Origin of the sequence: Paenibacillus chungangensis (assembly GCF_042675905.1) — a bacterium.
In the GTDB taxonomy this organism is placed as follows: domain Bacteria; phylum Bacillota; class Bacilli; order Paenibacillales; family Paenibacillaceae; genus Pristimantibacillus; species Pristimantibacillus chungangensis.
This window is the reverse complement of record NZ_JBHTJZ010000011.1, coordinates 62,284-89,272: the sequence shown is the minus strand read 5'-3', so window position 1 is coordinate 89,272 and position 26,989 is coordinate 62,284. Positions and strand designations below refer to the sequence as shown.

Here is a 26,989-nt window from a genome sequence, read left to right as displayed (position 1 = left end):
CGGCTGGCAAAGATAAGAAGCTGGCTGTGTAATGCATACGCCACCCCAGATGACCGCGGGAGTGTAACGGGAGGAATCAACACGATGAACCATCAATATAAATACCACGGCAATAATCACTACGAATGGGAACTAAACAATGGCAAGCTGCATGTCTTCGCTAACGAGGAAGTGTTCGGTACGTTCGAGGGCAAAGTGTACGAGATGGCGGACAATAACCTGCGCATTCCGCGCAACCAATATATCAGCTATACGCCGGACGCTCATGTGGGCGTCGGAACGTGCATAGGCACGACGGCGGTATGGCGAATGAAGGATGGCTGCGTATCGCCATCGATCGTCGGCTCCGATATCGGCTGCGGCATGAGGGTCCACCTTACCCCGCTGCATAAGCGGGATCTGATGGATAAGAGCTTGCGCAGAGCGATCATGAACGCGATTGAGCAATACGTCCCGACGAATGAGCGGACAAATACAAATTACGCAGATATCGACATTATGGAGGTAGTCCGCCACGGGCTGAAGGGACTGCCGGAGAAATATGTGCCGAACGAGCGCTGGCTGACGCATGTCGAGCATGCAGCCTTTGCATACGATCAGCAGTATCTGGAGCAGCTGCCGCCCAAAATCCGCAAGCATGCCCACGGGCAACTGGGCTCGCTTGCGGATTTTGGGCGGCAATCACTTCATCGAGCTGCAAGCGTTGGAAATACCGGAAGGTATGCGGCAGCTTGCAGAGCAATGGGGCATGTTCGACGGGCAGGTTGTCGTCATGATTCATTCCGGCTCTCGAGCATGGGGCGCGATGGTGGGCCGCGAGCATAATAAAGAGATCAAGGCGGCTATGGACGCTTGGGGCATTACGAATCCTGACCCGCAATTGATCTATGCCCCTGTCGCAAGCGCGGAAGGCAAGCGGTATCTGAATCTGATGTACTCCGCACTGAACTTCGCCGTCAGCAACCGGCATATGATCGCTTTCGGCGTGCAGCAGGCGTTCCGCGATGTGCTGGATGCGAAGATGGAGCTGCCGGTGCTGTACGATCTGATGCATAATTATGCACTGCAGGAATTTCACCGCAAGGAGCTTATGCTGGTGCATCGCAAGGGAGCGACGCGCGCACTGCCGCCGGGACACTTCCTGAACACGCCGGCTTACAAGACGACGGGCCATCCAGCTCTCATACCGGGCTCCATGGGCACCGCCTCGTATATTATGGTCGGCCGGGAGGAAGGCGCGAAGAACTTTTACTCCATCTGCCATGGCGCCGGCCGTATCCGATCCCGCCGGGCGACGAAGGAGCTAGTCACGGTGGATGAATTCCGTCAATCCATGAAGGTGGGCACCGAGGAAGAAGTACTGGTCAACCACCGCACGCTGGAGACGATACTGGATGAATGTCCGCAGGCTTACAAGGATGTCGATCAGATCATTGACAGCGTCACGGGCGCTATGCTCGCGGATGTTGTGGCGAAGTGTAAGCCGTTAGCGGTAGTGAAGGGTGTTTAGGCGATAAAACCAACCATTTCCGAAGCGAGTTTTGATTATGAAGGAATGAACAATCTCCAGAAGAGATTTTCATGATAGATTTCGGTTAGCAGTCTGTCAGCGGCATACCCGGGCAGGAACATCACTAGGTTCCGCAGTGCAGGCGCACTCTGTGCGCTTGTATGCTGTATGGATTGCGGGGCGCTAACCTCCAATATGTGGGATATTGGTCTCGGGTTCGATTCCCGGTCGCATTCAGGGCGATACACTCATGGTAGAGTACTCGACTTTCAATCGAGAACAATGAATGGATGATGAAGAGACTTTGCGCGGAAATGATCAGGATAGCGGCCATGCCGCTGTCCACTGCCGAGCGGGCTTCGCAATCGGTGGATACCGGGGAAGAGAAGCGTCTTCCGGCAAGCTGTCACGGACACAGATGGGTTAAGAACCGAAGTCGGGCTTCGAGGGCCGTCAGTCTACGGGGCAGTCAATGGGATGCCGCTCTCCCCCTTAAACCGTATTCCGCCTTGCAAGGCAGGATCATTCCCGCAGCGCGGTCGACCAGATGACGATTTTGCTGAATAGGGCTATTCCAGCCTTGAAATGATATTTTGCTATCAATGAAATTGAAAAGGGGTGCAAGCATTATGTTGAAAAAAGTGACGATCGGCCGAGATGAGAGAGGGCTGCTGTTCAAAAACGGGAGTTATGTGAAGCATGTGGGGCCGGGCACATACCGGTTCACCAAATGGTCGGAACAGTCTATGCTCGCCATGAACATGGCGCAGCCGTTCCTCGTACCTGGCAAGGAGCTGGATGTCTTCCTCCAGGATACCGAGCTGATGCAGGAGCTTGAGGTAGTCGAGGTGCAGGATCATGAGTATGTGCTGCATGATGAGGACGGGCGGTTCGCCAGGCTGTTGACGCCGGGCGTGTATGCATTTTGGAACACGATGAAGAAGCATCACTTCGTTGCAGTAGACACCCGTAAGCCGGAAATAGGCGCCGATATGAACAAGGCGATATTGCCCCGATTGACCCGTTATGTGCAATCGTTCGAGGTGGGAAGCCATGAGACGGGTCTGCTGTTCTACGACAATGTGCTGCAGCGGGAGCTGGCGCCGGGGAGATACTGCTTCTGGAAGGGGCCTGTGCAAGTGGCCGTCCGCACCGCCGATCTGCGTATTCAGCAGCTGGACATGACCGGACAAGAACTGATGACGGAGGACAAAGTGACGCTAAGGCTCAATTTTGTCTGCCAATATCGGGTCGTCAATCCGCTCCAGGCACTGGAAGTGAAGCATCTAGAGGATCAGGTGTACATCTTGTTGCAGCTTATTCTGCGGGAGTATGTGGGGACGATGAAGCTGGACGATATGCTGCGGATGAAGCAGGAGATCGGCGCGTTCGTGCTGGAGCGCTTGGAGAAGAAGAGCGGCGATTACGGCATCCAGTTTCTGTCGGCTGGGCTGAAGGATATCATATTGCCCGGCGAGGTGAAGGATATTCTGAACACGGTGCTGCTGGCGGAGAAGCGAGCGCAGGCGAATCTGATTACTCGCAGGGAGGAGACGGCTTCCACCCGCAGCTTGCTGAATACGGCGAAGTTGATGGACGAGAACGAGACGCTGTGTTCCGGCTGAAGGAGCTGGAGTTCCTGGAGAAAATATGCGACAAGATCGGCCACATCTCCTTGACTGGCGGCGGCAACCTGCTGGAGCAGCTGAATTCGCTGCTGAGCGCCAAGACTTCAAGAGGCACAGGGGCGTGATGGACAGAGCAAGACGTTATGGGCAAAGCTAAAGAACAGTCAAGATGTCTGTGACTGCTCTTTGGCTATTGTCTATTGAGTTGAACAAAAATGGCTGGTCCTATCATGTAAATGACAGGGCCAGCCCATGTTTATGGCCTTTATGAATGAAGTGTTTTCTTTGCGGGACGTGGGGAATTGCTCTGAATCTGCAATAAGTATTCCATTTTTCCAACATTGGTTGTTGTCAGCACGTTTAAGCGCAAATTGCTTTTGTCTTTACCTTCCCACATCACATGCTTTCCTTCCTGCGCAGCTGAAGCGGCTTCATCGAGTAGGCTCAAGTCATTTGAAATTGGCGCTTCCAACGATGATGATAATAGGATCTTTAGCTCTTTAGAGAGGGCTGTAAACCGCTCTTTGTCAGCTACAGAAAAGAGATACTCACCGGATACAAGCTGATCGTCTTCAAAGTTGTATATCACTAATTGATTGAAAGATTCATCCAAAGGAAATTCTCCTTTGGCTATTAACCTATCTTTCCCGTTAACATCTGCTTGATTGAAGCCCTTTGCCTTCATAACATCTTCTTTGGATGTCATCCAGGCTTGGTCCTCAAATACGTAATTCCCATCGCTATGAATATTAACAACAACTTGATCCAATTGATTGGTAGAGGTTTGTTCCTTAGAAGGTTTGTTACTAGAAGCACACCCCGCAATTAGTATCGCCACTAGTAAAGCAAGTAGACTAACACTAAATAATGATCTATTTTTTCTAATACGTACCAGCTCTTTTCTATTTTGAATAAACATAATAACTCCTGTCATCGGTGCGCGTGTTTCCGTTAACTGAATAAGTAAGACTCAGATAAATGAGGCCCCCATGATTGAAATAGTCAGTTAACAATACAACACGGTCAAACGGCATGGTGTTATTGCCATCAATGTATACGTTGTCTTTTGTCGGATTCGATTTTACAATACTGCTTTTCTTGTAATAATAGTCCTGCACTTTCGTCGAACTGAGCGATCCATCGATGCAGTCAGGATAACGATACAGTTCTCCGGCGGTTTCATAATTGACGGTCATACTCGATACGCTGACTGTCGAGTTATTGGAAGACCACCAAGCTTCAATTCCTGCATGACGATAAAAATTTGAAACATTTGTCAAAGAAAAATAATGTGCGTAATATGTCTTAACAGTGAGAGTCACATCAACGAACGTTGTCGGAACGGTTGATTCGGCCATTGGTCGGATGACGTCATTCTGCTCAGCTAAGTATTCAAAACTGTTTATCAAATTGTCATTTTCATCAACTTTGTAGGGAATAATTGTCGTCAAAGAGGTCTCGTCATTGGAATTTTTAGTTTCAATCTGAACGCCATATCCCTGATCTAATTCCACAATTTGAGGTTCATCATCACTGGAAAAAGATAACGGTTGAACCTGATCCGCCAATAGCCCTTCCATAATTTCCTTGACAATAAGATCGGCATTGGCTGGGAGGTCAGGTGTTGTTTCTGTTGCTGAAGCTGGTGGCAAAGAAAAAGTAAGTAGCATGGAGAAGGTGATAACGACAACGAGAAATGTCCTCCAAAATCACAACTTTTCTTTGAACCCTACTCATCTGTAAAATGAATTTATGTAATCAACTCCTTCCTCTGCAGATTCACGCTTTTTTACAATAGCGTGAAAGAAATACACTCAGTCTGCTTGATACAATATAGAGGTGTAAGTAACCCCTCTATTGAGTAAAACACTCGTATTAGTGACTAGGTAGCAGTTTACAAGTGGATTATTTGGAATTTTTTTGGATTCAACTATGTCTATCTAAAAGTTGCTTCCCAGATTGTCATTTGGTACATTCAATTCATAAACCTTAGCAGTGAGAGTAATAAGTCATTATGAGCAGGAGTGGATGAGATGGGAATGGAGATAGAGAAAAAGTACTTGCTGCCGCAGCAGTCACTGGACAAGCTGGATTCCGGGGAGCTTGCGCTGGTGTCGGAGCAGCGGATTGAACAAACTTATATCGCGATAGACGAGCAGCAGGAGCTGAGAGTCCGCCGCATTACGGATATGGGTACAGGAGAAGTGACCTACACCCATACGTTCAAGCGTGGCAACGGACTTGTACGTGAAGAAGTGGAATACGACATATCGGAAGGCATCTATGAGCAGGTGATGAACGCCTTCGGCTATACGCCTCTGACGAAAAACCGCCTAACCGCGCAGTGGAACGGGAGAACGGTGGAAATGGATATGTACGACCAGATTCAACTGGCTGTGCTGGAGGTGGAATTCGACTCTGTAGAGGAGGCGGAGGCGTTCGTCGCGCCGGAATGGTTCGGCGAGGATATCAGTTCGCAGAAGCAATACAGCAACAAAACCGTGTGGAAGCAGCTGCAAGGGGAGAAGTGGAGCGGGAATTAGCGAACTCCGAATAATAGAGATATGCAATGGTAGACAACCGGATAAAAGCAGGTTTGATAGCGGGTATTGGATTGGATTGGTTTGTATGACAGTGATGTGAAAGCGAGATGGAGGTCGGTGTAGAGGTGTCTCTGTATGAGTTGGGTCATTACTTGCGGAAGGTCTATCTGCTACGGGAACAGGTTCCTTCCTTCGAGTCGTATCCGTTCAGCCTGGATGCTGTACGGCATCTCGACGAGCTTGCGTTCCATCCCAAGGTGACGTTCATCGTCGGAGAGAACGGAGCGGGCAAGTCGACCTTGATCGAAGCGATCGCCGTGGCGCTGGGGTTCAATGCGGAAGGGGGAACGATGAACTTCACCTTCGAGACAGCGGCGACCCATTCCCCGCTGCATGAATACTTACGTACAGTGAAAGGGCCAAGAAGACCGAGAGACGGCTTCTTCTTCCGTGCGGAGAGCTATTACAATCTGGCGACCAGTATCGATGAGATGGACCGGGAACACTCCTTCGGTCCGCCCATCATTGAATCGTACGGCGGCAAGTCGCTGCACGAGCAGTCGCATGGGGAGTCGTTCTTCGCGACATTCCTGCATCGGTTCAGCGGGAACGGCCTGTACATTCTGGACGAGCCGGAGGCAGCGTTATCCCCCTCCCGCCAGATGGCGATGCTCGCCCGCATGCATCAGCTTGTGGAGGGCAACTCTCAATTCATTATCGCTACGCACTCGCCGATTCTAATGGCGTATCCCGACGCAATTATCTATCAACTGAACGAGGATGCGATAGACGAAGTCAGCTGGGAGGAGACGGAGCATGTGGCGATCACGAGACAATTCATGAACAATCCGCAACGTCTGCTCCGCGATCTGCTGGTCAGCGACGAGGAGTGAGCGGCAGTTCAATCGATTTCTGTTGAACTATCCGTCATCCGCATGCGCTCCCGAAGCTCTTCGTAGAGCTGATTCGTCGCTTCGGGGTCTTCTTCGTTGTATACAATATGCAGCTCGTCCAGCTTCATGACGATGAATGGCGGAGCCTTCTTGAATACGTACAGCTTGGCCTTGCCCAGCTCGCTCAGCTTGAAGTTGCCTCTGGCGTAGGCGGAAGTAGCGATGCCGTCGGATTTGAAGCCGCTTGGCATCTTGTCTTCCAGATGAATCTCTATCACATCATCAAGCTGGAATGTATAAGGATAGCTGGTATCCTGTATCGTTACCGTTCCGTTTGCGTCTATTGCAAGCGCAGGAGCCGATGTATCAGCTCGCACAATCATGGCTGTGACGGGAATGAGAATGGCAAGCATGAGCAACGGTACGCCGTAGAAGGTCATTCTGCCTCCAGCGGTTGCCATATTGACGGTATAGCCTGTGCCTATCCGCTTCTTAGTCCACACTTTGCTGTCAGCCTTGTTATAATAATGAATGCCGTAGCGCCAATGCTCGTCATTGTCCGCCTGGTAGCTGATTCCGTCCGTATTGGCATAGCGGTACTGCAGGTTGCGAATGAGATTATGCACGTAGTAGATAGCCATGATCGGTACGAGCGAGATGACGAATACCCCGCCCATCCACAGTTCGGGACTTGTCGAGTTACCTTGCGACAGCACATAATAGGCGATAAATGCGTTCGCCGCTTCGAAGATGGCCATGCCCAGCCACAGTATGGACCAGTAACGTCTGGCGGCATGGTGAATGGCGATATTGGCTGTGGGATTAAGGCTGTATGCGCGCGGTCTGCTGTCTGTGAACGCCCTGTTAATGGCGAAGACAACGCCGGTCATGGTCAGAGAAGCGACTCCGGTCATGCGGAGCAGGAAGTTATCATTGCCGAGCGACAACACAATCAATAGGATCGACATCGCTGCCGGAATGAGGAACCAATAGAAGGATAGCGGAGTCATGGCTGTATAGCGTTGAATATCGCCGGCGATGTTGATCGTCCGGGATTTGCCTACGAACCACTTGTTGTTGCGCTTGAGCAGAATAGCCCGGTGGTGAATGCGCTTGAACGCGGATGTGGAAGTGTAGAGAAGGCTGACGGTCCATAGCAGCAAGTAAATGAAGGCAAGCGAAAAGAAGCCGCCAAGCAGAAAAATCGGCAGCAGCGTTACGAATGCAGTGATACTGTACATGGTAATAGATTTGCGGTATTCTTGCTGCAATCGTGACAACTGTTCATCGGCCAGCGCCTTCTTCGGCCAAGTAACGCCGAACCATAGATTGTCCTTCGGCTTGCTGGAGCCGATAAGAACGGTCCATAACGCGATATGAAACAGGATTCCGATAATAAATAAGATGAGAGAATCCAAGAGTTGTCCCCCCTGATGATAACAATAGTTGTACTAGCTTCCCAATATATACTAGAAGATTGATGCTTGTCAAAGAAGGAGATGTCAGCAATGATACGATTTGGCGTAATCGGAACCAATTGGATAACGGACCGCTTCATTGCGGGAGCTCGGCTGCATGAGGAGTTCAGGCTGCAGGCGGTCTATTCGCGCAAGGAGGAGACGGGGAGAGCGTTCGCGGACAAGCACGGCATTCCGCATGTTTTCACGAATATGGAGGAGATGTTCGGCAGCGGGGAGATCGATGCGCTCTATATCGCCAGTCCTAATAGCTTCCATGCGGCGCAAGCGATGGATGCCATGAAGCATGGCTTGCATGTGCTGTGCGAGAAGCCGGTTGCCTCCAATGCGCGCGAGTTCGCAGAGATGATCGCCGTCGCGAAGGAGAACGGTGTCCTGCTGATGGAGGCGGTAAAGTCTACGTTCATGCCGGGATTTGGAGCTCTGAGGGAGAATCTTGGGCGAATTGGCCAGGTGCGCCGATATTTCGCAAGCTTCTGCCAATATTCCTCCAGATACGATGCCTACAAGGCGGGCAATGTGATGAATGCGTTCAAGCCGGAGCTGTCTAACGGTGCATTAGTAGACATCGGCATTTACTGTATCTATCCAGCCGTGGTGCTATTCGGCAAGCCGAAGGCGGTGAAGGCGACAGGGTATATGCTGGAGAGTGGCGTCGACGGCGAGGGCAGCATTTTGCTGGAATATGAGCATATGGATGCGGTGTTGATGTATTCCAAGATCACGCATTCGTCGCTGCCAGCGGAAATTCAAGGGGAGGACGCCAGTCTCATCATTAACAAGATTAGCGAACCGACGGGGATTACGCTCGCTTATCGCGATGGACGCACGGAGGAGCTGTCGAAGCCGACGGTGGAGCACAATATGTACTACGAAGTGGCGGAGTTCATCTCCCTGATCAAGGAAGGACGCATGGAATCTGCGGTGAACACACATGAAGTATCCATGCTCACCTTGGAGATTATGGATGAAGCGAGACGGCAATTGGGACTGGTGTATCCGGCAGACAGGTAAGAGGGACTGATGTGTCCGGCAGAACGGTAAGGTGAGCGGTAAGAGGGACTGATATGTCCAGTAGAACGGTAAGGTGAGCGGTAATAGGGACTGAAGTGTCCAGCAGAATGGTATGGGGATGCGGTAAGAGGGACTGATATGTCCAGTAGAACGGTAAGGTGAGCGGTAAGAGGGACTGATATGTCCAGTAGAACGGTAAGGTGAGCGGTAATAGGGACTGAAGTGTCCATTAGAATGGTATCGGGATGCGGTAATAGGGACTGATATGTCCGGCAGAATGGTATGGGGATGCGGTAATAGGGACTGAAGTGTCCAGCAGAATGATATGGGGATGCGGTAATAGGGACTGAAGTGTCCAGCAGAATGATATGGGGATGCGGTTATTAGACTAACTGGATTTATAGTAGTTAATATGACGAATTATAGGTGATTCTGTCTGACTAACTGGATTTCATGTCATTAATGAAGTCTTGAAGTTCACTTCAAGACTTCATTGCCCAAACTAGCTGTACTTTTTCCATTAAATCGTTTATGTCTGAACTTTGGATCGTCAATAACTGCATGAAATCCATTTAAATGCCATGGGGTATGCAGCAGCACTGACAGTGCACAAGCCGCGCCGCCTGAGCGCAATCAGCAGCACTGACAGTGCACAAGCCGCGCCGCCTGAGCGCGATTAGCAGCACTGACAGCGTACAAGCCGCGCCGCCTGGAGCGCGATCAGCTGCACTGACAGTGCACAAGCCGCGCCGCCTGTAGCGCGATCAGCAGCACTGACAGCGCACAAGCCGCGCCGCCTGAGCGCGATCAGCAGCACTGACAGCGCACAAGCCGCGCCGCCTGGAGCGCGATCAGCTGCACTGTCAACGCACTTGCCCTGCCGCCGGTGCCTCCTCTACGTCAGCCTGTAGACCGCGAACGGCTCGCCGCTGCGGAAGGTGGCGCTCACACGGTCAAGCTCGGCCAGCACATCGTCGTTCAGCTTCAGCGATACACTGGCTAGGCTATCCTGCAACTGGCTGGTGCGCGTCGCACCGACGATAACTGTGGAGACGGCAGGCTGAGCCATCAGCCAGGCGAGCGATAATGCGCCGGGCGTCGTGCCGACGGCTGTCGCCAGCCGTCCCACCGCATCTCCCAGGGCCATTACGTCCTCGCTGAGGAAGCGCCGGAAGTTCGGGTCTGTATCCGCCCGTGAGCCTGCCGGAACTTCGGCTTCGGTACGATACTTCCCTGTGAGGATGCCTCCCGCGAGCGGGAAGTACGGGATGATGCCGACCCCCTGATCCAGACAGAGGGGCACCAGCTCGCGCTCCGGAGTTCGGTCGGCGAGCGAGTAGCAGGTCTGGATGGAGGCGTAGCGGTTCAGACCGAGCCGATCGCTAATGCCGAGAGCTTTCATAAGCTCCCACGCGTAGTAATTGGACGCTCCGATATAGCGGACCTTGCCCGATGCGACCATATCCTCCAGTGTCCTTAACGTTTCCTCCAGCGGCGTGTCCGGATCAAACGTGTGGATCTGATATAGATCCAGGTAATCTGTTCGAAGCCGCTTCAGGCTTTTCTCCAGCTCCCCCATAAGATGCCTCCTGGAAGACCCCTTGTCGTATGGTCCTGAACCTGTCGGCAGACCCGCCTTCGTCGTCAAGATGACTTCATGCCGCACTCCCTGCAGCGCCTCACCGATGATTTCCTCCGATTGCGTACCCGCATAGATGTTGGCAGTGTCGATGAACGTTATTCCCTGATCGATTGCATAACGGATCATGTCGATTGAGGCCTGACGGTCGGCTCTCTTGCCGAATGCGTTCGTGCCAAGCCCGAGCTTGGACACCTTCAAGCCGCTGCTTCCCAGATGACGGTATTCCATCTCGCAACTCTCCTTTCAACTATACCTGTAAATGACTGATCAATCTTATCTGTACCATCCCTGTGCGTTCTTCCTTTGTTCACCAGTATAGGACAAGTTGAAGCGGATTGCGAGAGGGGCTATAATGCAGATGACATGAATAATTAGCCATGAACGACTCAGATATGTGGCTATTGGAGGAACAACCTATGCGATTCGTAAGCAACAACGGGAATACGGACCCGGCGCTGAATCTGGCGCTGGAGGAATATATATTGCGGTCGTTGCCGGATGACGACTACTTGCTCTTCTACATCAATGAGCCGTCCATTATTATCGGAAAAAATCAGAATACGGTCGAGGAAATCAATGCGGAGTATGTGAAGGAGAACAACATTCACGTTGTACGACGCTTGTCCGGCGGAGGAGCCGTCTACCACGACCTTGGCAATCTGAACTTCAGCTTCATTATGCGCGACGACGGCGCCTCATTCCATAACTTCAAGAAGTTCACGGAGCCGGTCGTGAAGGCGCTGCAGGGCATGGGTGTCGACGCCGAGCTGACGGGGCGTAACGACTTGCAAGTCGGCGAACGGAAAATATCCGGCAACGCGCAGTTCCACTCCAAGGGCAGAATGTTCAGCCACGGCACGCTCTTGTTCGATTCCGAGATCGAGAATGTTATCTCCGCGCTGAAGGTGAATGCAGAGAAATATGTGTCGAAATCGACAAAATCGATCCGAAGCCGTGTCGCCAATATTTCAGAATTTCTGCAGGAGCCGATGGCGATAGAACAGTTCCGGCAGGCGCTACTGGCCTCTATATTCGAAGGATTGGATGAAGTTCCAACCTATGAGTTGATGGATCAAGACTGGGAAAATGTGCAAAAATTAGCGAATGAGCGCTATCGCAGCTGGGAGTGGACATATGGCCGTTCCCCGGCGTTCAACATGCAGCAGCGCAAACGGATTGAAGGCGTCGGCACGTTCGATGTACGTCTGCAGGTAGAAGACGGCATCATTGTGGGTGCCGCTATATTCGGCGATTACTTCGGACGGGGCGAGAGCAGCGAGGTGGCTGCGGGGCTTATTGGCAAGCGGTACGATGCGGATGAACTGCAGAAGTGGAGCGACCAGCTGGACTTGCCGTATTACTTCGGGCCTATTACTAAGGAACAGTGGCTTGGGCTGCTGATGTAGTCATATAATGTAAGAAAAGCGTAATGGAAAGGAGCGATTCCATGAGAGCGGCAAGACCTCCTTGTTAATATGGCGATGATGCAGCTTCACGCGATCCTCCGTTCTTCAAAGCTTGGCGTAGTCCAACCTTAGAATGAATGAGAGAGGATTGTGAGAAGCATGGCATCCAACGTTTACAAGCTTTATGCCATACGTTTTTTTCACAGTTTGATTCCTGCATATGTAATTGAACGGCTATTCTGGGAAGAGCGGGGCATGACGATTCCGCTCGTTGTCTATACGGAGATCATCTTCGCTGTAATCGTACTGCTGGCGGAGCTTCCGACCGGGATACTCGCTGACAAATGGGGACGCAAGCCGATGCTTGTTCTGTCGGCGATCATCGGATGTCTGGAGTTCCTGCTGCTGGTGTTCGCGACGGAATTCTGGCACTTCGCGCTCGTCATCGCCCTGACGGCGGTAGGAAGAGCGTCCGCCAGCGGAGCGGAGCATGCGCTGCTCTATGAATCGCTGCAGCTGGCAGGCAAGAAGTCCAGCTTCGAGAAGGTGCTGGGACGGCTGGCCGCTCTTGATATTGCCGGCACGATGGTAGCCGCACTATGCGGCAGTCTGCTAGCGGCTTCATTCGGCTTCGAGCTCAATTACTGGCTGTCGTTCTCCAGTATGGCGGTATGTCTTGCTGTGACGCTCATGCTCGCAGAGTCCGATAGCAGCGCTATCGATTCGGAAGGAGAGAAAGCCGGTCAAGCCGCACAGACGGAACCTGGAACGATGAAGCAATATATAGCCGCTTCGCTCCAATTCTTCCGTGCCCATCCCGGGGCTGCGCTTGTCGTGCTATCGGGCATGCTTATTGGAGCGGCTATCAATTTTATCGATGAGTTCTGGCAGCTTTACTTGGATCGGTTAGGCATTCCGCTGTTGGCGTTCGGACTATTCTCGTCGATCATCTTTCTGATCCGGTTGCCGGGCAGCTTGCTAGCTTACAAGCTGAAGAACCGCTTCAGCTATCGGACGTTGATAACGGTGTCATTGCTCGTCTCCGCTGCCGGTTACATCTTCCTGGGAGCGATCCGTCATGAGAGCGGCATCTTCGCTATCGTGCTCATCTGCCTGTTCGCAGGCATGATCGAACCGCTTGCGACGGGGTATTTGCATCACCGGATCGGCTCCTCTTCCATGAGGGCGACGATCGATTCCTTTCAATCGCTGGCGTTGAATGCGGCAATGGCAGCGACGGGGCTTGGCTTTGGCTACTTTTCGTCCCTTCTGGACATCTTCGGGGGATTCGGATTTCTGGGCGTCGTCTGCGCGATATATACGGGGTGGTACCTGATCGTCTCCAGACGGATTAGCGATTGAAGTAACTGAACACGGATTGGTGTGCTTATGCACGCAGACATTCATTGGAGAAAAGGGAGAGGTTCATGATGCGTACGGCACCGAATATCCTGTTTATACTGATTGATGATATGGGCTGGAAGGACCTGCAATGCTACGGAAGCGACTATTATGAGACGCCGAATCTGGACCGGATGGCGCAGGAGGGCATCCGCTTCACAGATGGCTATGCTGCATGCCCGGTCTGCTCGCCTACACGGGCGAGTGCCTTGACGGGCAAGTATCCTGCGACGGTAGGCGTGACGGATTGGATCGACGATACGGGCAATTATCATCCGTGCCGAGGCAAGCTGGTCGACGTGCCTTATGTGAAGCAGCTTCCGCTGCAAGAGCGGACGATTGCGACGGAGCTGAAGGAGGCGGGCTACCGGACCTGGCATGTCGGCAAGTGGCATCTGGGCGGAGAAGGCTATGAGCCGGAGCGGCACGGATTCGATGTCAATATCGGCGGCAGCAGCTGGGGCTGTCCGAAGAAGGGCTACTTCAGCCCATACGGCCTGGCGGCACTGAAGGACGGGCCGGAGGGAGAATACTTGACCGACCGGATTACAGACGAGGCGATTGCGCTCATCCGGCAGAAGGATGAACGTCCATTCTTCCTGAATCTGTGGCATTATGCCGTCCATACGCCGATTCAAGCGAAGGAGGAGGACATTGCGCGCTTCAGGAAGAAAGCGGGGGAGATGGGACTGGATAAGATCCAGCCGTTCGAAGTGGGAGAAGCCTTCCCTACGGAGCAGAAGCGGCATCTGCAGGTGACGCGCAGACGGGTGCAATCCGATCCCGTCTATGCAGCGATGGTCTATAATCTGGACTGGAACATTGGCCGGCTACTGGATGCGCTGGAGGAAGCGGGAGAAGCGGACAATACGCTTATCGTCTTCACTTCCGACAACGGCGGCCTGTCTACGGCGGAAGGCTCTCCGACCTGCAATGCTCCGCTGAGCGAAGGCAAGGGCTGGATGTACGAGGGCGGCGTGCGCGAGCCCTTCATCATGCGATGGCCCAGCGTCATTGCATCCGGACGGGTGTCGGAGGAGCCCATTACGACACCGGATCTGTATCCTACCTTCATGGAAGCCGCGGGTCTGGGGGCGAAGCCGTCTCATGCGATCGACGGAACGAGCCTCATGCCGTTGCTTAGCGGCGCAGGGCCGCTGGAGAGAGAAGCGATATTCTGGCATTATCCGCATTACGGCAATCAAGGCGGAACGCCGGGCTCATCGGTTCGGATGGGCGATTACAAGCTGATCGAATTCTATGAGGACGGACGTCTGGAGCTCTATCATCTGCGCGAGGATATCGAGGAGAGTCGCAATCTGGTCGAGACAGAGCCGGAGCTGGCGGAGCGGATGAAGCGGAAGTTGGATGAATGGCGGCATTCAGTCGAGGCGAAAATTCCTCAGCCTAATGAGGCGTATAGCTGAAGAAGCCGAGCTCATAATTGCTCCTGCGGCTAATGCGTGCCGAGACATAATAGCAGAGCCACAAAATACTAGGGATACCTATGTTTTGTGGCTTTTTTAACATAGGAGGTAAATGTTATGAATAAGTTGCAGTTTCAACTAAGCGAAGATGACCGCGTGACGTTGACGGCGTATCTAATGAGTGTCTCAACCGCGAACTTCCCGGAAAATCTCGCTTACGGAGAATGAGACGCACGGCAGCTTGTCCGAATAAACCCGATCGTCTCCTTCGAACAGGTTAATCAGCTCATATTGCCCGCCATCGATCAGCCTGTATTGCTCCAGCGTGAGTGAATCCGCATCAATAACCCAATATTCGGGAACGTCATGTCGGGCGTAAAGCCTCAGTTTCGTGATGCGATCCCTGCTGCGTGAGCCGGGCGAGACGATCTCCACGACAAGATCAGGAGCCCCCTCGATTCCTCGCTTCGTGATGATCTGCAGGCGACTGCGATGAATCATTAGCACATCGGGCTGAACGACATTCCTGTCGCTTAAAATGACATCAATAGGCGCATCATAAATGAGATAGTCGTTCCTGCAGCTCTGCATCAATATAAATTCCAGTTCTCTATTTACATCTTGATGCCTTGGCGAAGGCCCTGGAGACATCATCTCCAATATTCCGTCGAAAATCTCATATCGTTGCCCGTCGTCCGGCAGCTCGGCATACATCTCGTACGTGATCGACTGTTCCCGGATCTTATCCTTATTTTTAGCGAGATTTGCATCTTCATCGTTTTTGTTGCGATTCATATCAATCAACATCCCCCTCAATATGAACAGCACCCCTAAAGAAGAAACACACAGGTGTCTCGTATCTTCAGAGGTGCTTCCTCAAGCAATTATTGCTTTCATTATGACCGGTTGGCCGAGGGTTGTCAATTGATGCAGCGTTCATAAGAGGTTCAGCCTCTGGTCTTCGCATATCGGCCGGCAGCACGCTGTTCATGGATAAGTCTTGCAATCCGGGGACAAGCATCGCGAGGGCTCTCCATATTCATCCACATTAACTGGAGTTCATTTCGCATCATATTGATCTCGCTATGGGACAGTCCCAGTTTTAGCAGCGGAACCGCATAGGGCATCATTTCTTTGAAAATATTATAATCCCTGGGATGAATTTGCGGATTTAACAGCTTATCGTTTTCCGCAATTTCCTTGCGGGCCGGTATCGTGCAACCACGCTTTTTCAACAGCGTTTGTGCTTCCGCGCTGACCATATAGTCGATAAAGCTTTGGGCCAGCTTGCGCCGAGGACTTTTCTTGTTCAGCGCCAGTCCGCCGCCAAGCAGGAGTGTGCCTTCCGTTTTTTGCTTGGGCAGCAGCCTCACGTTCCAGGGAATCGAGCTACCTCTGAACTCGTTCATAAAGTAATACGTGCTCAGAATCATCGCTACCCGTTCTTTCGCGAACAGCGATTCAGCCAAAAACTCGCTGCCGTGCGAATAAATCGGGGACACATGCTCCTTATACATCAAATCAAGGCAGAACTGCAATGATTCAATCGTATTGGCATTGCCCCTATTGCTTTCCTCGTTGTCCGATAGTAAAGTCCCTTCATTTTGCAGCATGAAGACGGGCCATCTATGCGGTGATGAAGAGAAGCAAAAGCCATAGTGATTAATACGCTCGTCGTCTTCTGAATAAATCGTACTCATCTTGGCTGTTTCCAGCAATGTATCCCAATTGGCAAATGCCTGCTTCTCATGAACGCTTGCGGGATCAATTAAATTCTCGTTGTAGCAGATGACAACCGGAGAGAACAGGAACGGTGTGATGATGGCCTGTCCTTCATGTTCAAACAGGTTGAATACACTTGGATAGCTGTCCGTTTCCGGGTGCATGTCAGCTGATAGGTAGGGATGGAAAAGGTGCGTTTTCTCCATATCCACCCATTCACGAAATTGACTGTCGGAAATCATGAATACGTCTGGCCCATCATCATTCTCAATGAGCTGAGTCAGCGTTTCCACATATCCTGATTCAGGAATGATCGTCAAATCAATATTGGCGAATGGCTGAGAGCGCTCATATTGCTGTATAATCTCACGAACAATATCTATTTCATACGAGGTAGAGAACCAGGATAGTTTTATCGTTTCCTTGCTTTCCAATCCTTTAGCCGGAACTGTGACTCGGTTGCCTTTTCCGGAAATTTTCTCAATGAGCCCTTCTTCGACGAGCTCCGCCAATACTTTGCGGACAGAGACACGACTAAGCTGATAACGTTCGCTTAATGTGTTTTCCGGCAATATAAATTCGTTTGGTTTAATCGTTCCGCTTACTATCTCTCCTCGGAGATCATTTTTGAATTTTTCATACCGCCTTGCAAAATCATCTTTTCTCCGTAGCACAATCCATCCGCTCCTAAATCTAAATCAGCTTTTATCCATTATATGGACTAATGATATATACATTATACATCATAATTCCTTAACCAGTGATCAAGAAATTGATAGCTTACGGGTCGAATATGCTTGGGGAAATCATGACCTTCACAGCCCATTAAAGAGATGTAAGCGTCTGCTCGTCCCATCCATTGATATAAGCGGTGAATGTCCATTGAAGCAAATGCGGCGGCGTGCCAGTTCGGAAATATTTTGTCTTGTTGAGCAAACCAGTTGAATATAGGTGTCGGCGCCATTAGTGCCATTATTTCATGGAATTCGAACGGAATCCGGTCTTCTTGAATAGCATTGGTTAACCTAGGGAAATGAGAGAACCAGTCGCGCTGTCCCCAACGATTCGGATCGGGATCATACAGGAATGGGCAAAATCCACAGCTGGATACGACAGCTTTTATTCTGTCATCCATGGCCGCCAGGAAATAAGCGTTATATGCTCCGAGTGAGTGACCGATGGCGCCGATCCGGTCCGGGTCCACATAAGGGAGCGACTGCAGCAGGTCAATGCCTTGTTTATGGTCATGAATCATTTTACCTACTGCGGTGCTTTCTGGAAATTGTTCATAGAACGGTGCAGTCTGAAACGCTGCCGTACCCGGATAGATGCGCTCTCCCGCCGCGATGGTGTCAGGGGCCAGCACGACATATCCCCGGGTTACAAGCTCAAGCGCATACTGACGTCCCTCTCTCCCCGTACTTAACGCGATATCGGCCTTGCCTCTGCTATCGGTCGGATGAAGCGCCAATACAGCCGGATACCGCTGTGATTCCGTCGACTCGCTTGCTGCGTTCTTGATAGGAATTAGCAAATAGGCGTAGACGAGATCGCGATAAGCAGTCTCATAGGATAGATGAATGCGGATATGATCCCCTTCCCTATGCTCGGAATGAACCGTATAAGAGGAAGGCACGCGATCAGGCATCCATCCGATGTATTGGCGCCATACTTCGGCAATGCGGTCTCGCTTCGCTTCCCATGCGGTCGGGTCAGCAATACCATTGAGAAGATGTGGGAAGGTCTCTTCGGAAAGCTGTGATAGCTGATAGCTCATTATGTCACCTCTTTGGCAATGTGTATCTCCATAAATGGGTGGAGATTGCAAAATACAACTCCGTGTTATGCTTGACGAAGCCCGCTGTAACATGGCCTGGAGGGATGGCTATTCGTTCGGGCTTCATGCTGCTAAGCGGGATGCGGAATAGAGCCTGGCTGAGCGCCCCGTATATGCAATCGTCCTCTTCGCTCATCTCCCAGCCTTGTCTGACAACAGTCCCCCATGCCGACAGGTCTTCCTCGCACACAATGGATTCATGCACGGGGTCCCACACATAATAAGTGGAGCAAGAGGTCAGGATATGCAGCCTGCCTCTTGCATCCATCAGAAGATGGGAATATTCGCGAATCCGGTCATGAAGCTTCCAGATCCGCATCACGTCACGTTCCTTCCAATTAAGCATATATAGGCGCGCTGTCGGCGATAGTGGCTCCGCTCCGCCCGGCGTCTCAACGCTCGTGCCGCCAATTAGAATGCCGGGAGCTGTCTCGACAAGAGAGACTGTGCTCTGATTGGGAACCAGCTCCGTATGCAGCAGAAGATGATCCTTGCCAGTAGGCAGATGGTAGACGCATAGTGCTCCGCCGACCATGCCGTAGCCCGGAAATCCGCCATAAGCGATATGTTCACCGTCCTGCAGCGCAATGGCGCATCTGGGACGATGAATTTCGATATGCTCGGTGACGAGTCGCGGGTTGTGCAAGCCATCAAGCGTACCGTTCGGCTCGGCATTCGCCGAATGCAATGGCTTCGATGTGTCGAAGAGATACAGCCCTCCGCCAGGGTACGCAGCGCCTGCGAGAATATTCCTCTGCACGGCATAAGCGGCCAGATTGCCGCCCTTTACGATTCTAGGCCCCAGATTGTGCAGTCTGGAAGAATCTCCGGCTTGGGAATCGTGTGAGGATTCTCCAGTAGGGTCAACCAGTTGATAGGTGAAGAAATGCAGCGGATGGTTAGACGTGCCGTACAAGCAGCCATCCGCTCCGGCGACAATCGGCGACAGCGCCGCTCCCTCCGATGAATAGCGGAGCTCTATCCGCCTTGCTTGCCCGGTATGGCGGTGACGCAATAGCAGTTCCCTATTCGATAGACTGTGGCTAATGAGCTCCCAGTCTCCGGGAAGCTGGCGATGGAACTTCGCGAAGCTGGCTCCGTTGTATGAGGAGGCGGGGACCTCCTCATCGCGCACATGCCCGACGATCCCCCCTTGCTCCAGCAGCACCCATTGCTCGCCTAATTGAGCGTATACCCGATTGCAGGGCGCCTGAGGCGCACCGGCTTGTCTGACGACGCCGATGCCGATCGTTCTGAGCTCATCTGGAAGCAGGGATCGAGGAGTCGAGCTGTCTGCAGGGTGATAGGCGACAATGTTTTTTTTGGTTGTACCCGTACCTATATAAACCCAGCCGTAGGCATCAACAGCCATGTGCGAAGGGTATTTTTGCTCTGGATCCATACTGCCCATACAGACGAAGTCCCGTTCAATGGGTCGATAACGGTAAAGCTTGCTCTGCGGGTAAGAAGTCATGTAGATATGTCCTTCTTCATTCTCCGCGTAGCTGAAGCCGCAGAGCTCGTTCTCATCGTCAGCGAACAGCGTGTCTATATAGTGGAGCCGGAAGGGATCGAAGACGTAAAATCTGTTGCCGGCTCCCACATAAAGCATGCCGCATCGGCTGCTGAAAGTGTCGTATGGATATTCGGAATGATGGTCGGGGAAGAACAACTGCCGGCAATCCCCCGATACGGGGTCCGCTACGAGCAAGAAGCCTTTTGCAGCTATGACGATGCGGCTGTCGCCTGCGGAGTTCACGCATACGGCCCCGGTTCTCGATTCCACCGCATCTACAGGAATGCCCAGATCAGTAAAGCTCATTGAACCGCTCTCCCTTTTCTCACAGTTTCTGAAAGTATAAGGTTACTTTGCGTATGGCCGCAATAACTTCCGCAATATCTTCTTTCGTGTAAAATTCACTAATCGGCACTTGCACTGCCGTTTGCAAAATCGCTTCCGCAACCGGGCAATCGCCTCTCTTATAAGTCGTGTCAGTCAAGTCGAAAGGAAACTGGCTGTTCAAATAAGCTTGCTTGTTTTGAAACATGGGCTGCATATAGACGACGTCAGGGATATAGCCCATGCGATTCGTAATGCCTTCCGCATGCAGGGCGTCGCAGAATTGCTCGCGGGTACAGTTTAGATTTTCTTCGTTCAGCCGGAACATGTAGAACCAATAAGTACAAGTATTATCTGCTGCCACCTGCATGGGGGTCAACCCTTTCAAGCCTTGCAGACCTTCATTAATGGCATTGCCGAATCGGGTTCTTTGTTCACATATCCATTCCATTTTTGTTAGCTGCGCGATGCCAACTGCGCCTTGCAGTTCTGTCATCCGATAATTGGGCGCGAGGCTCTCAGGCATTCGGTTCAGATCATTGCCCAGACGTTTATAGTTTTTATCGGCGAAAGCATGCGTAAGGTGGTAATCTGCCTCATCTCCCGAATTGACGGTTACAATGCCGCCGTCTCCTGTCGAGATATGCTTGAAATCATTCGTGCTGAAGCAGCCATAATCACCGATCGTACCGACGAGTCTGCCTTTATATTTGGTCAAGTATGCCTGCGCACAGTCTTCGATTACTTTTACATTATATTTTCTGGCAATTTCCATAATGGGGTCCATATCGCATGGGTTGCCCGCCAGATGGACAACGACGATCGCCTTCGTTCGCGGAGTGATGCACGCCTCAATGGATTTGGGATCCAGGTTAAATGAATAGGGCTCCAGATCAGCGAATACAGGAACGGCGTTTTGATACAAAATGCCAATAACTGTGCCTTGATCCGTAATCGGACTTGTAATCACCTCATCCCCTACAGACACTCCGGCAGCGCCAAGCGCTACGTGTAAAGCGGCTGTCCCTGACGAGGTGGCAACGCTATATGGAACACTGTACATGGTATTGAAGTCGGACAAAAATTGTTTTACCTTGCTTCCGAAATGATAGAATAATGTGTTTTGCTCCAAAGCTTCTAATAACTGCTGCGCTTCCTCAGCACCGAATCGTTTTCCGGTGCCGAAAGGATTTTTCTTTGTTTTTTCTCCACCATGAATGGCGAGTTTATGCGAAAGCTTCACTTGGACTTCACCTCATCTGCGTTTATTCGATTATCGATTTCCTGCAAGGCAAGCCGAATTTCAATTGAACATGATCAGGCTCGAGCCGTGCCGCATCTTCCGCAAGAAGCGGGGTCCATACAACAGCGCCGCTGATGCTCGCGGGGTTATCATACAGCATATTTCCGCACTTATCTATGCCTTCGAAGCGAAGCTGTCGTCTTGCGCGGACCCAATGATTGATTTGACGTCCAGTCCAAAATTGGAAGTCGCGACGCTTCGATTCTGTTATCACTTTCATGATGGCTTCGCGAACCTTGGGCTGCTCCAAAATATGCGTTTGATGAAACAAGAAATGTGCGACCCCGCTCACCTTGCTGACCCCTTCCAGGAATGGCGCAATGACACTGCTGTCGGCCAACGTGCTATGGTCCAGATCCTGGGTGAGGAAGCCGATCTCCAATACATCGTACATGCGATTCTGTTGATCGGACCAGGCGATAGGGAAGTAAGGATGGCATGTTCCGAATGTAAAACCGATATTTCCTTTTTTGCTGGGCCCCCTTGATTGATCGGATGCAATGCCGTGTTTCTCGCACCAGTCGAACAGCTCGCCCCAGCCTTCAAAGCGTGTATAATGATTTTTATTGGATTCGGACTGCGGGACATCTGCAGCAGACAGGAACCATTCCAACTGCCTGACGAATTCCTGTTCGTCCCAGAAGCCATTGTCTTTCTCCAGCGCGTTGTAATGCAAAGCAAGCTCATGACCGTCTGCTTTGATCTGATCATAGAGATGCGGGGAGAACCCCGGTTCGATCATGCACCATGTACTCTGCACATCGTGTTCCTTCAACACTTGCAGCGTAATCTCCGCCGCCTCGTCGATATTAAGGTCGCTGTCATGCGAGATCATAGCGATGCGATCGACACCGTCTGGCCAGTAATCGACGAATGGCAGAATGAGACCCTGTTCGGCAGCGACTGTGATCAAATGTCCGGCGATGACTTGCTTCCATAAGTCGGCATAAGGATGAGCGAAGTACGCCATTCCCGTCTCGGTAGACAGGCGATCGTATTCCCAGTCCTGCTGCACATCGTCGTCGGCTTTCAGAATCCAGTCATTTACAGCGCCTGTTCCATCCGGCGCCGGAAGACCATCTGATACGATCGGCATGCTGCCCTGCTGTAGTCTTACTACAGTTGCGGGAATATCAACAGCCCAGCGCTCCAGTCTACCCTCGCCGACTTGGAAGCTTTGCAGCAGCATACCGCAGCGCAATCCTTCGGGATGATCCTGACGAAGCGTCCCGATCTGTGAGACCGAAGCATCAGTGGCATCTGCCAGTTCCCAAGGTCGGCTATCAAAGCAACGTAGAGGAACGTCCTCATACCAGCCAGTGTGCAGCTCGGCGTAGCCGACAGGCAGCGGCCTCATCGGCGTGCAAGATAATTCGGCGGCAAGCGGGGTCATTCCTGCGTAAGATATTACGGTGCCTCCTTCCAGCATGAATTGCTTGAGAAGCGTCATATCTTCTTCTCGCTCGCTAACCAATGCGGCAATGACAATATCCGCTTCCTGACGAGTGATTTGTTCTGCACTTTCCAGAACGGTATAGGTGAACCCGGAGTGAGAGAGCATTTCTCGAATATTATTTTGAAAGACGTTGACGCCATATCGGTGTCTATGCTTTTGTGTTTCCTTATCAATCCATACGGCTAATCGAGCTGCTGCAGGCATCATTGTCACAACCTTTTGTTGAAGTAATGGAGATAGTGGATAAAAAATATGTTGGGCTTTTGTAGAGCCCAACATATTGGTCCTATTTCCAAATTCGATCGCTATAACCTCTTGCTTTGATCTCGGCGTTGTACTCTTCAATGATTTTTTTGCCGCCGCGATCCATATATTCTGTTACCATCGCATCCCAATCCGAGATAGGACGATTGCCTGTAATCATTTTGGTTTGCTCATTCATTAACATTTGCGTCAATTCAGGACCGAACTCAATCTCGGCAGGCGAGATGATGCCGACATGCGGCGGGTAGTATAGTTTGTACTTTTTATTAATGTCAACAAGCTGCTGAGTAGCTTCAATTAGCTTAGGCTCCGAATAGGCACGCGGGTATTCCGCATCGTCATCGGCGGAGATCCATGCTGTACTGTCTAGGAAGTATAAGAACGGCTCAACCCCGGCAGCAGGTTCGTTCAATGGAACGCGTGTGTTGTTCTTGTCAAGCGTATAGCCGGTACCTTCATTGCCGTAGAACCAGTCGAAATCTTCATTGTCGGAAGAGTTTTTGGAAGCTTGATAATAGTTGCGCGAGAAGCCGTGAATTTCCAGCATTTTGCGCACTTTGTCCGGATTGTCGGCCAGCTTCGCATTAAGGGCAAGCATTCTTCCATAACCCTGTCCTGCGGAGAAGCCTTGTGAGCCGTCTGGCGCTGCGAACGGTTCCAGCACGACAAATTCTGCGCCCGGATTAATTTCAAGCAATGTCTTCATATAATCTTGCGACATTCCACGGACTGCGATCAGGAACGCTCCCGCTTTGCCGGAGTAGAATTCATTGTTGGTGTCGGCCCAGTTGACGACGGCAAAATCGCTTGTCAACGCTTTCTCTGCGTAAAGGTCGCTAAAAAATTGAATGAGTTCTTTTCTGCCATCGGAGATCAAGCCTGGAAGAAAGTTGCCTTCCGCATCCTGATGGTACCAGGTATCATGCTGCCAATATGGCCCCATGGAGAAAGTAGGGTTAATGTTCTGTCCGATAGCCAGACCGTAAGTATCGTTCTGACCGTTCTTGTCGGGATCACCATTGGTGAAGGCGATCGCCACTTCCTTCAATTCCTCATAGCTTGTCGGGACTTCAAGGCCGAGATTGTCCAGCCAGTCCTTGCGCACCATGAACGATTGCGACTCGACAGGAGACCAGGTTGGAATACCATAGATTTTGCCGTCCACGGTGAATGGAAGCCATAGCTCATCAGGAATTTCTTTCAAGTAGTCGAATTCCTCAATGTAGTCGTTCAGCGGCAAGAAGGCGTTCTGCTTGGCCCAGCGATTGAACAGGTCGATATTGGCCGCGCGGAAGCTGATTTGATCCGGCATATTGCCGCCTGCAACCATAGCCGTTATTTTCTCGACGAAATTGTCATTCGGGATTTTCTCCGCGAAGTAGTCAACATTGAACTTCTCATTCAGCATTTGTTGACCGCGGCCGTCTTTCGGTGGCGGGTTGCCGAATATATAAGTCGCTCCTGTAATTTTGTACGTTTCTTCCGGCTTTTCGGTGGCCGCAGCGGTCGGCTCTGCAGTTGCTCCGCCCGCGGGTTTTTCTGTTCCAGTCGGCGGCGTGTTATTGTTGGAGCATGCCGTTACTGCCATCGTGAGTGCTAACAGGACAAGTGACTTTTTAACGTACCTGTGCATGGAAATGATCCCCTCCGAATCGTGATTTGTTGTTCTCTTCAAACGCGATACATGTACTTGAATTCCGAAGCTTCTAGCCTTTCACGGAGCCAATCATCACCCCCTTGGCGAAATGCTTCTGCAAGAATGGATAGACAAGTAGAATCGGCAAGGTCGCCACTAATATGGCAGCCATCTGAATGGTAGCCGGCGGGGGCTGGTTCTCGAACTGCAGCATGACATCAGCGCCCAGGGTCGAGGTTGCTTCGTTCATAATGACGATCTGTCGCAATACGACTTGCACGGGCCATTTGGCTGCATCGTTCAAGTAAAGAATGCCCTCAAAGTATTTGTTCCAATGACCTACGGCATAGAACAAGCCGAATGTGGCCAGTGCCGGTTTGGACAACGGCAGGATGATGGACCAGAACGTCTTCATCTCACTGGCGCCGTCGATTAGGGCAGCTTCTGTCAGTTCGCTTGGAATACTGAGGAAGAACTGTCTGATGACGATGAGGTTGAAGGAACTGATCGCACTGGGGATAATGAGCGCCCATAGCGTATTCATCAATCCAGTTTCCTTTACGATGAGATAGACAGGAATCATGCCTGCATTGAACAAAATCGTGAAAATGACTAGAAGCAACACCACTCGCTGTCCAATGACATTGCGAGTAAGCCCGTAAGCCATCGTGGACGTCAAGAACAAGCTGACTGCCGTCCCGATAACCGTAATATAGATGGTGACTAGTATAGAACGGATGAAGGAATTGGATGCGAAAATTGCTTGGTATGACTCAATAGCCCAGTTCGTAGGCCATAGAATAAAGTCCTTCTGAAGCACATCCTGCAAGGATGAGAACGAAACTGCAAAAATATGAACGAACGGCAAGAGCATGAATCCGGCTGCAATCGTAAGAAGAATAATATTGATCCAATCGACAGCCCGATCTAGTGGTGTTCTTTTTATCATAAAAGTTGTCGCCTTCTTCCTGATCCAGGTTAATAAAGTCCCTCTTCTCCAAACCGTTTGGCCAATTTATTGGCTCCCAGTACGAGCACAAGACCGACCAACCCCTTGAACATTCCGACCGCAGTTGCAAATCCGATATTGCCTTGCTGTATGCCTTTAAAATAAACATAAGTATCAAGCACATTGCCCGCATCCATATTGAAGGGATTGAGCATGAGGAAGATTTGTTCAAATCCGGTATCCATGACGTTACCGAGACGAAGGATGAACAAAATAACGATTACGCTGCGAATGGCCGGCAAGGTAACATGCCACAGCTGCCGCCAGCGATTGGCGCCGTCGATGACGGCAGCCTCGTACAAGGAAGGATTGACGCCTGATAACGCTGCCAAAAATATAATCGTGCCCCATCCAGCTTCCTTCCAAATCACCTGAATAATAATAATGGGTTTAAAGTAGGACGGATCTGTTAGAAAAGGAATCGCTTCCAATCCAAAGCTTGCAAGAAGTGAGTTGACCAGCCCTTCGCCACGCAAGAAAACGACGAAGATGCCAACAACGACTACCCAAGACAAGAAGTGAGGCAAGTAAATCATGGATTGAATAAAACGTTTGTACAATTCGTTGCGCATTTCGTTAAGCATGAGAGCCAGTATGATGGATACCGGAAACGCGACAAAGATTTGCAGCAATGAGATTTGTATGGTGTTCACCAATACTTGAATGACTTCGCTGCTCTCAAACATTCGGGTAAAGTGACTGAGTCCAATCCACTCACTGCCTTTGAAGCCGGCGAACGGATTATAATCCTGAAATGCGATAATTAAGCCGGCCATCGGCACATAACGATATAGAATAAAATACAAAACTCCCGGAAGAAGCAGTAAGTAAATATATCGCTCGCGTTTCATTCTGTTTAGTAGTTTGCTCATATTGCCTGCGAAAGCCTCCCTTTTACCAACTTCAATACCTGTATTTTACCTGTATATAAGTTAATCCATATTTCATGGACTGTCAATATTTTCGGTAAAATTATTTGG

Annotated in this window: 20 protein-coding genes and 2 pseudogenes; 9 read left to right on the top strand and 13 right to left on the bottom strand. The window is 51.0% G+C overall.

The window, feature by feature from the left end:
- Window positions 1-84: 84 nt before the first annotated feature.
- The 3 genes and pseudogenes from ACFQ2I_RS10035 to ACFQ2I_RS10025 all read left to right on the top strand — a co-directional run bounded on the left by ACFQ2I_RS10035 (window position 85) and on the right by ACFQ2I_RS10025 (window position 3,263).
- A pseudogene (locus ACFQ2I_RS10035) lies at window positions 85-1,510 on the top strand (RtcB family protein).
- Window positions 1,511-1,824: 314 nt separating this feature from the next.
- The gene (locus tag ACFQ2I_RS10030) at window positions 1,825-2,061 is read left to right on the top strand and encodes a hypothetical protein (RefSeq protein ID WP_377563967.1); all 237 of its coding nucleotides are present in this window, start codon (window positions 1,825-1,827) and stop codon (window positions 2,059-2,061) included.
- Window positions 2,062-2,139: 78 nt separating this feature from the next.
- A pseudogene (locus ACFQ2I_RS10025) lies at window positions 2,140-3,263 on the top strand (slipin family protein).
- Window positions 3,264-3,403: 140 nt separating this feature from the next.
- On the opposite strand, the gene ACFQ2I_RS10020 reads toward ACFQ2I_RS10025, so the two are convergent.
- Together ACFQ2I_RS10020 and ACFQ2I_RS10015 are read right to left on the bottom strand one after the other, a co-directional pair.
- On the bottom strand, window positions 3,404-4,057 hold the full coding sequence (locus tag ACFQ2I_RS10020) for a hypothetical protein (protein WP_377563966.1): 654 nt from the start codon (window positions 4,055-4,057) through the stop codon (window positions 3,404-3,406).
- Window positions 4,041-4,808: a hypothetical protein gene (locus tag ACFQ2I_RS10015; protein WP_377563965.1), complete on the bottom strand. Its 768-nt coding sequence runs from the start codon at window positions 4,806-4,808 to the stop codon at window positions 4,041-4,043. The genes ACFQ2I_RS10020 and ACFQ2I_RS10015 overlap by 17 nt, the downstream gene beginning before the upstream one ends.
- A gap of 363 nt (window positions 4,809-5,171) precedes the next feature.
- On the opposite strand from ACFQ2I_RS10015, the gene ACFQ2I_RS10010 reads away from it, so the two are divergent.
- Entirely contained in the window at window positions 5,172-5,681 is a 510-nt protein-coding gene (locus tag ACFQ2I_RS10010; protein ID WP_377563964.1) for a CYTH domain-containing protein, read from the top strand.
- 107 nt (window positions 5,682-5,788) lie between these two features.
- On the top strand, window positions 5,789-6,574 hold the full coding sequence (locus ACFQ2I_RS10005; RefSeq protein WP_377563963.1) for an AAA family ATPase: 786 nt from the start codon (window positions 5,789-5,791) through the stop codon (window positions 6,572-6,574).
- Window positions 6,575-6,582: 8 nt separating this feature from the next.
- On the opposite strand, the gene ACFQ2I_RS10000 is transcribed toward ACFQ2I_RS10005, so the two are convergent.
- A complete protein-coding gene (locus ACFQ2I_RS10000) occupies window positions 6,583-7,992 on the bottom strand; it encodes a hypothetical protein (protein ID WP_377563962.1) in 1,410 nt (469 codons plus the stop codon).
- Between the two features lie 90 nt (window positions 7,993-8,082).
- On the opposite strand from ACFQ2I_RS10000, the gene ACFQ2I_RS09995 reads away from it, so the two are divergent.
- Window positions 8,083-9,066: a Gfo/Idh/MocA family protein gene (locus ACFQ2I_RS09995; protein ID WP_377563961.1), complete on the top strand. Its 984-nt coding sequence runs from the start codon at window positions 8,083-8,085 to the stop codon at window positions 9,064-9,066.
- An 895-nt stretch (window positions 9,067-9,961) separates the two neighbouring features.
- On the opposite strand, the gene ACFQ2I_RS09990 is transcribed toward ACFQ2I_RS09995, so the two are convergent.
- Complete coding sequence (locus tag ACFQ2I_RS09990) at window positions 9,962-10,936, bottom strand: aldo/keto reductase (RefSeq protein ID WP_377563959.1); 975 nt, start codon at window positions 10,934-10,936, stop codon at window positions 9,962-9,964.
- 188 nt (window positions 10,937-11,124) lie between these two features.
- Between ACFQ2I_RS09990 and ACFQ2I_RS09985 the strand changes: the two genes are divergently transcribed.
- The 3 genes from ACFQ2I_RS09985 (at window position 11,125) to ACFQ2I_RS09975 (ending at window position 14,942) form a co-directional block, all read left to right on the top strand.
- Window positions 11,125-12,114 (top strand): lipoate--protein ligase, encoded by a 990-nt coding sequence (locus ACFQ2I_RS09985; protein WP_377563957.1) that lies wholly within the window; start codon window positions 11,125-11,127, stop codon window positions 12,112-12,114.
- Between the two features lie 159 nt (window positions 12,115-12,273).
- The gene (locus ACFQ2I_RS09980; protein WP_377563956.1) at window positions 12,274-13,476 is read left to right on the top strand and encodes an MFS transporter; all 1,203 of its coding nucleotides are present in this window, start codon (window positions 12,274-12,276) and stop codon (window positions 13,474-13,476) included.
- A 65-nt stretch (window positions 13,477-13,541) separates the two neighbouring features.
- Complete coding sequence (locus ACFQ2I_RS09975) at window positions 13,542-14,942, top strand: sulfatase (protein ID WP_377563954.1); 1,401 nt, start codon at window positions 13,542-13,544, stop codon at window positions 14,940-14,942.
- A gap of 186 nt (window positions 14,943-15,128) precedes the next feature.
- Here ACFQ2I_RS09975 and ACFQ2I_RS09970 read toward each other — a convergent pair whose 3' ends face one another.
- The 9 genes from ACFQ2I_RS09970 to ACFQ2I_RS09930 all read right to left on the bottom strand — a co-directional run bounded on the left by ACFQ2I_RS09970 (window position 15,129) and on the right by ACFQ2I_RS09930 (window position 26,881).
- Complete coding sequence (locus ACFQ2I_RS09970) at window positions 15,129-15,737, bottom strand: Uma2 family endonuclease (protein WP_377563953.1); 609 nt, start codon at window positions 15,735-15,737, stop codon at window positions 15,129-15,131.
- A 152-nt stretch (window positions 15,738-15,889) separates the two neighbouring features.
- Complete coding sequence (locus ACFQ2I_RS09965) at window positions 15,890-17,338, bottom strand: extracellular solute-binding protein (protein ID WP_377563952.1); 1,449 nt, start codon at window positions 17,336-17,338, stop codon at window positions 15,890-15,892.
- Window positions 17,339-17,400: 62 nt separating this feature from the next.
- The gene (locus ACFQ2I_RS09960) at window positions 17,401-18,441 is read right to left on the bottom strand and encodes an alpha/beta hydrolase family protein (RefSeq protein WP_377563951.1); all 1,041 of its coding nucleotides are present in this window, start codon (window positions 18,439-18,441) and stop codon (window positions 17,401-17,403) included.
- A 4-nt stretch (window positions 18,442-18,445) separates the two neighbouring features.
- Window positions 18,446-20,323 carry a hypothetical protein gene (locus tag ACFQ2I_RS09955; protein ID WP_377563949.1) on the bottom strand — a complete coding sequence of 626 codons (1,878 nt, stop codon included), beginning with the start codon at window positions 20,321-20,323 and terminating at the stop codon, window positions 18,446-18,448.
- 19 nt (window positions 20,324-20,342) lie between these two features.
- Window positions 20,343-21,584 (bottom strand): DegT/DnrJ/EryC1/StrS family aminotransferase, encoded by a 1,242-nt coding sequence (locus ACFQ2I_RS09950; protein WP_377563948.1) that lies wholly within the window; start codon window positions 21,582-21,584, stop codon window positions 20,343-20,345.
- Window positions 21,585-21,606: 22 nt separating this feature from the next.
- Complete coding sequence (locus ACFQ2I_RS09945; RefSeq protein WP_377563947.1) at window positions 21,607-23,304, bottom strand: hypothetical protein; 1,698 nt, start codon at window positions 23,302-23,304, stop codon at window positions 21,607-21,609.
- Window positions 23,305-23,386: 82 nt separating this feature from the next.
- The gene (locus ACFQ2I_RS09940) at window positions 23,387-24,997 is read right to left on the bottom strand and encodes an extracellular solute-binding protein (RefSeq protein ID WP_377563945.1); all 1,611 of its coding nucleotides are present in this window, start codon (window positions 24,995-24,997) and stop codon (window positions 23,387-23,389) included.
- 73 nt (window positions 24,998-25,070) lie between these two features.
- Window positions 25,071-25,949, bottom strand: coding sequence for a carbohydrate ABC transporter permease (locus ACFQ2I_RS09935; protein WP_377563943.1), 879 nt, complete (start codon window positions 25,947-25,949; stop codon window positions 25,071-25,073).
- 29 nt (window positions 25,950-25,978) lie between these two features.
- Window positions 25,979-26,881 (bottom strand): ABC transporter permease, encoded by a 903-nt coding sequence (locus ACFQ2I_RS09930; RefSeq protein WP_377563941.1) that lies wholly within the window; start codon window positions 26,879-26,881, stop codon window positions 25,979-25,981.
- Window positions 26,882-26,989: the final 108 nt, after the last annotated feature.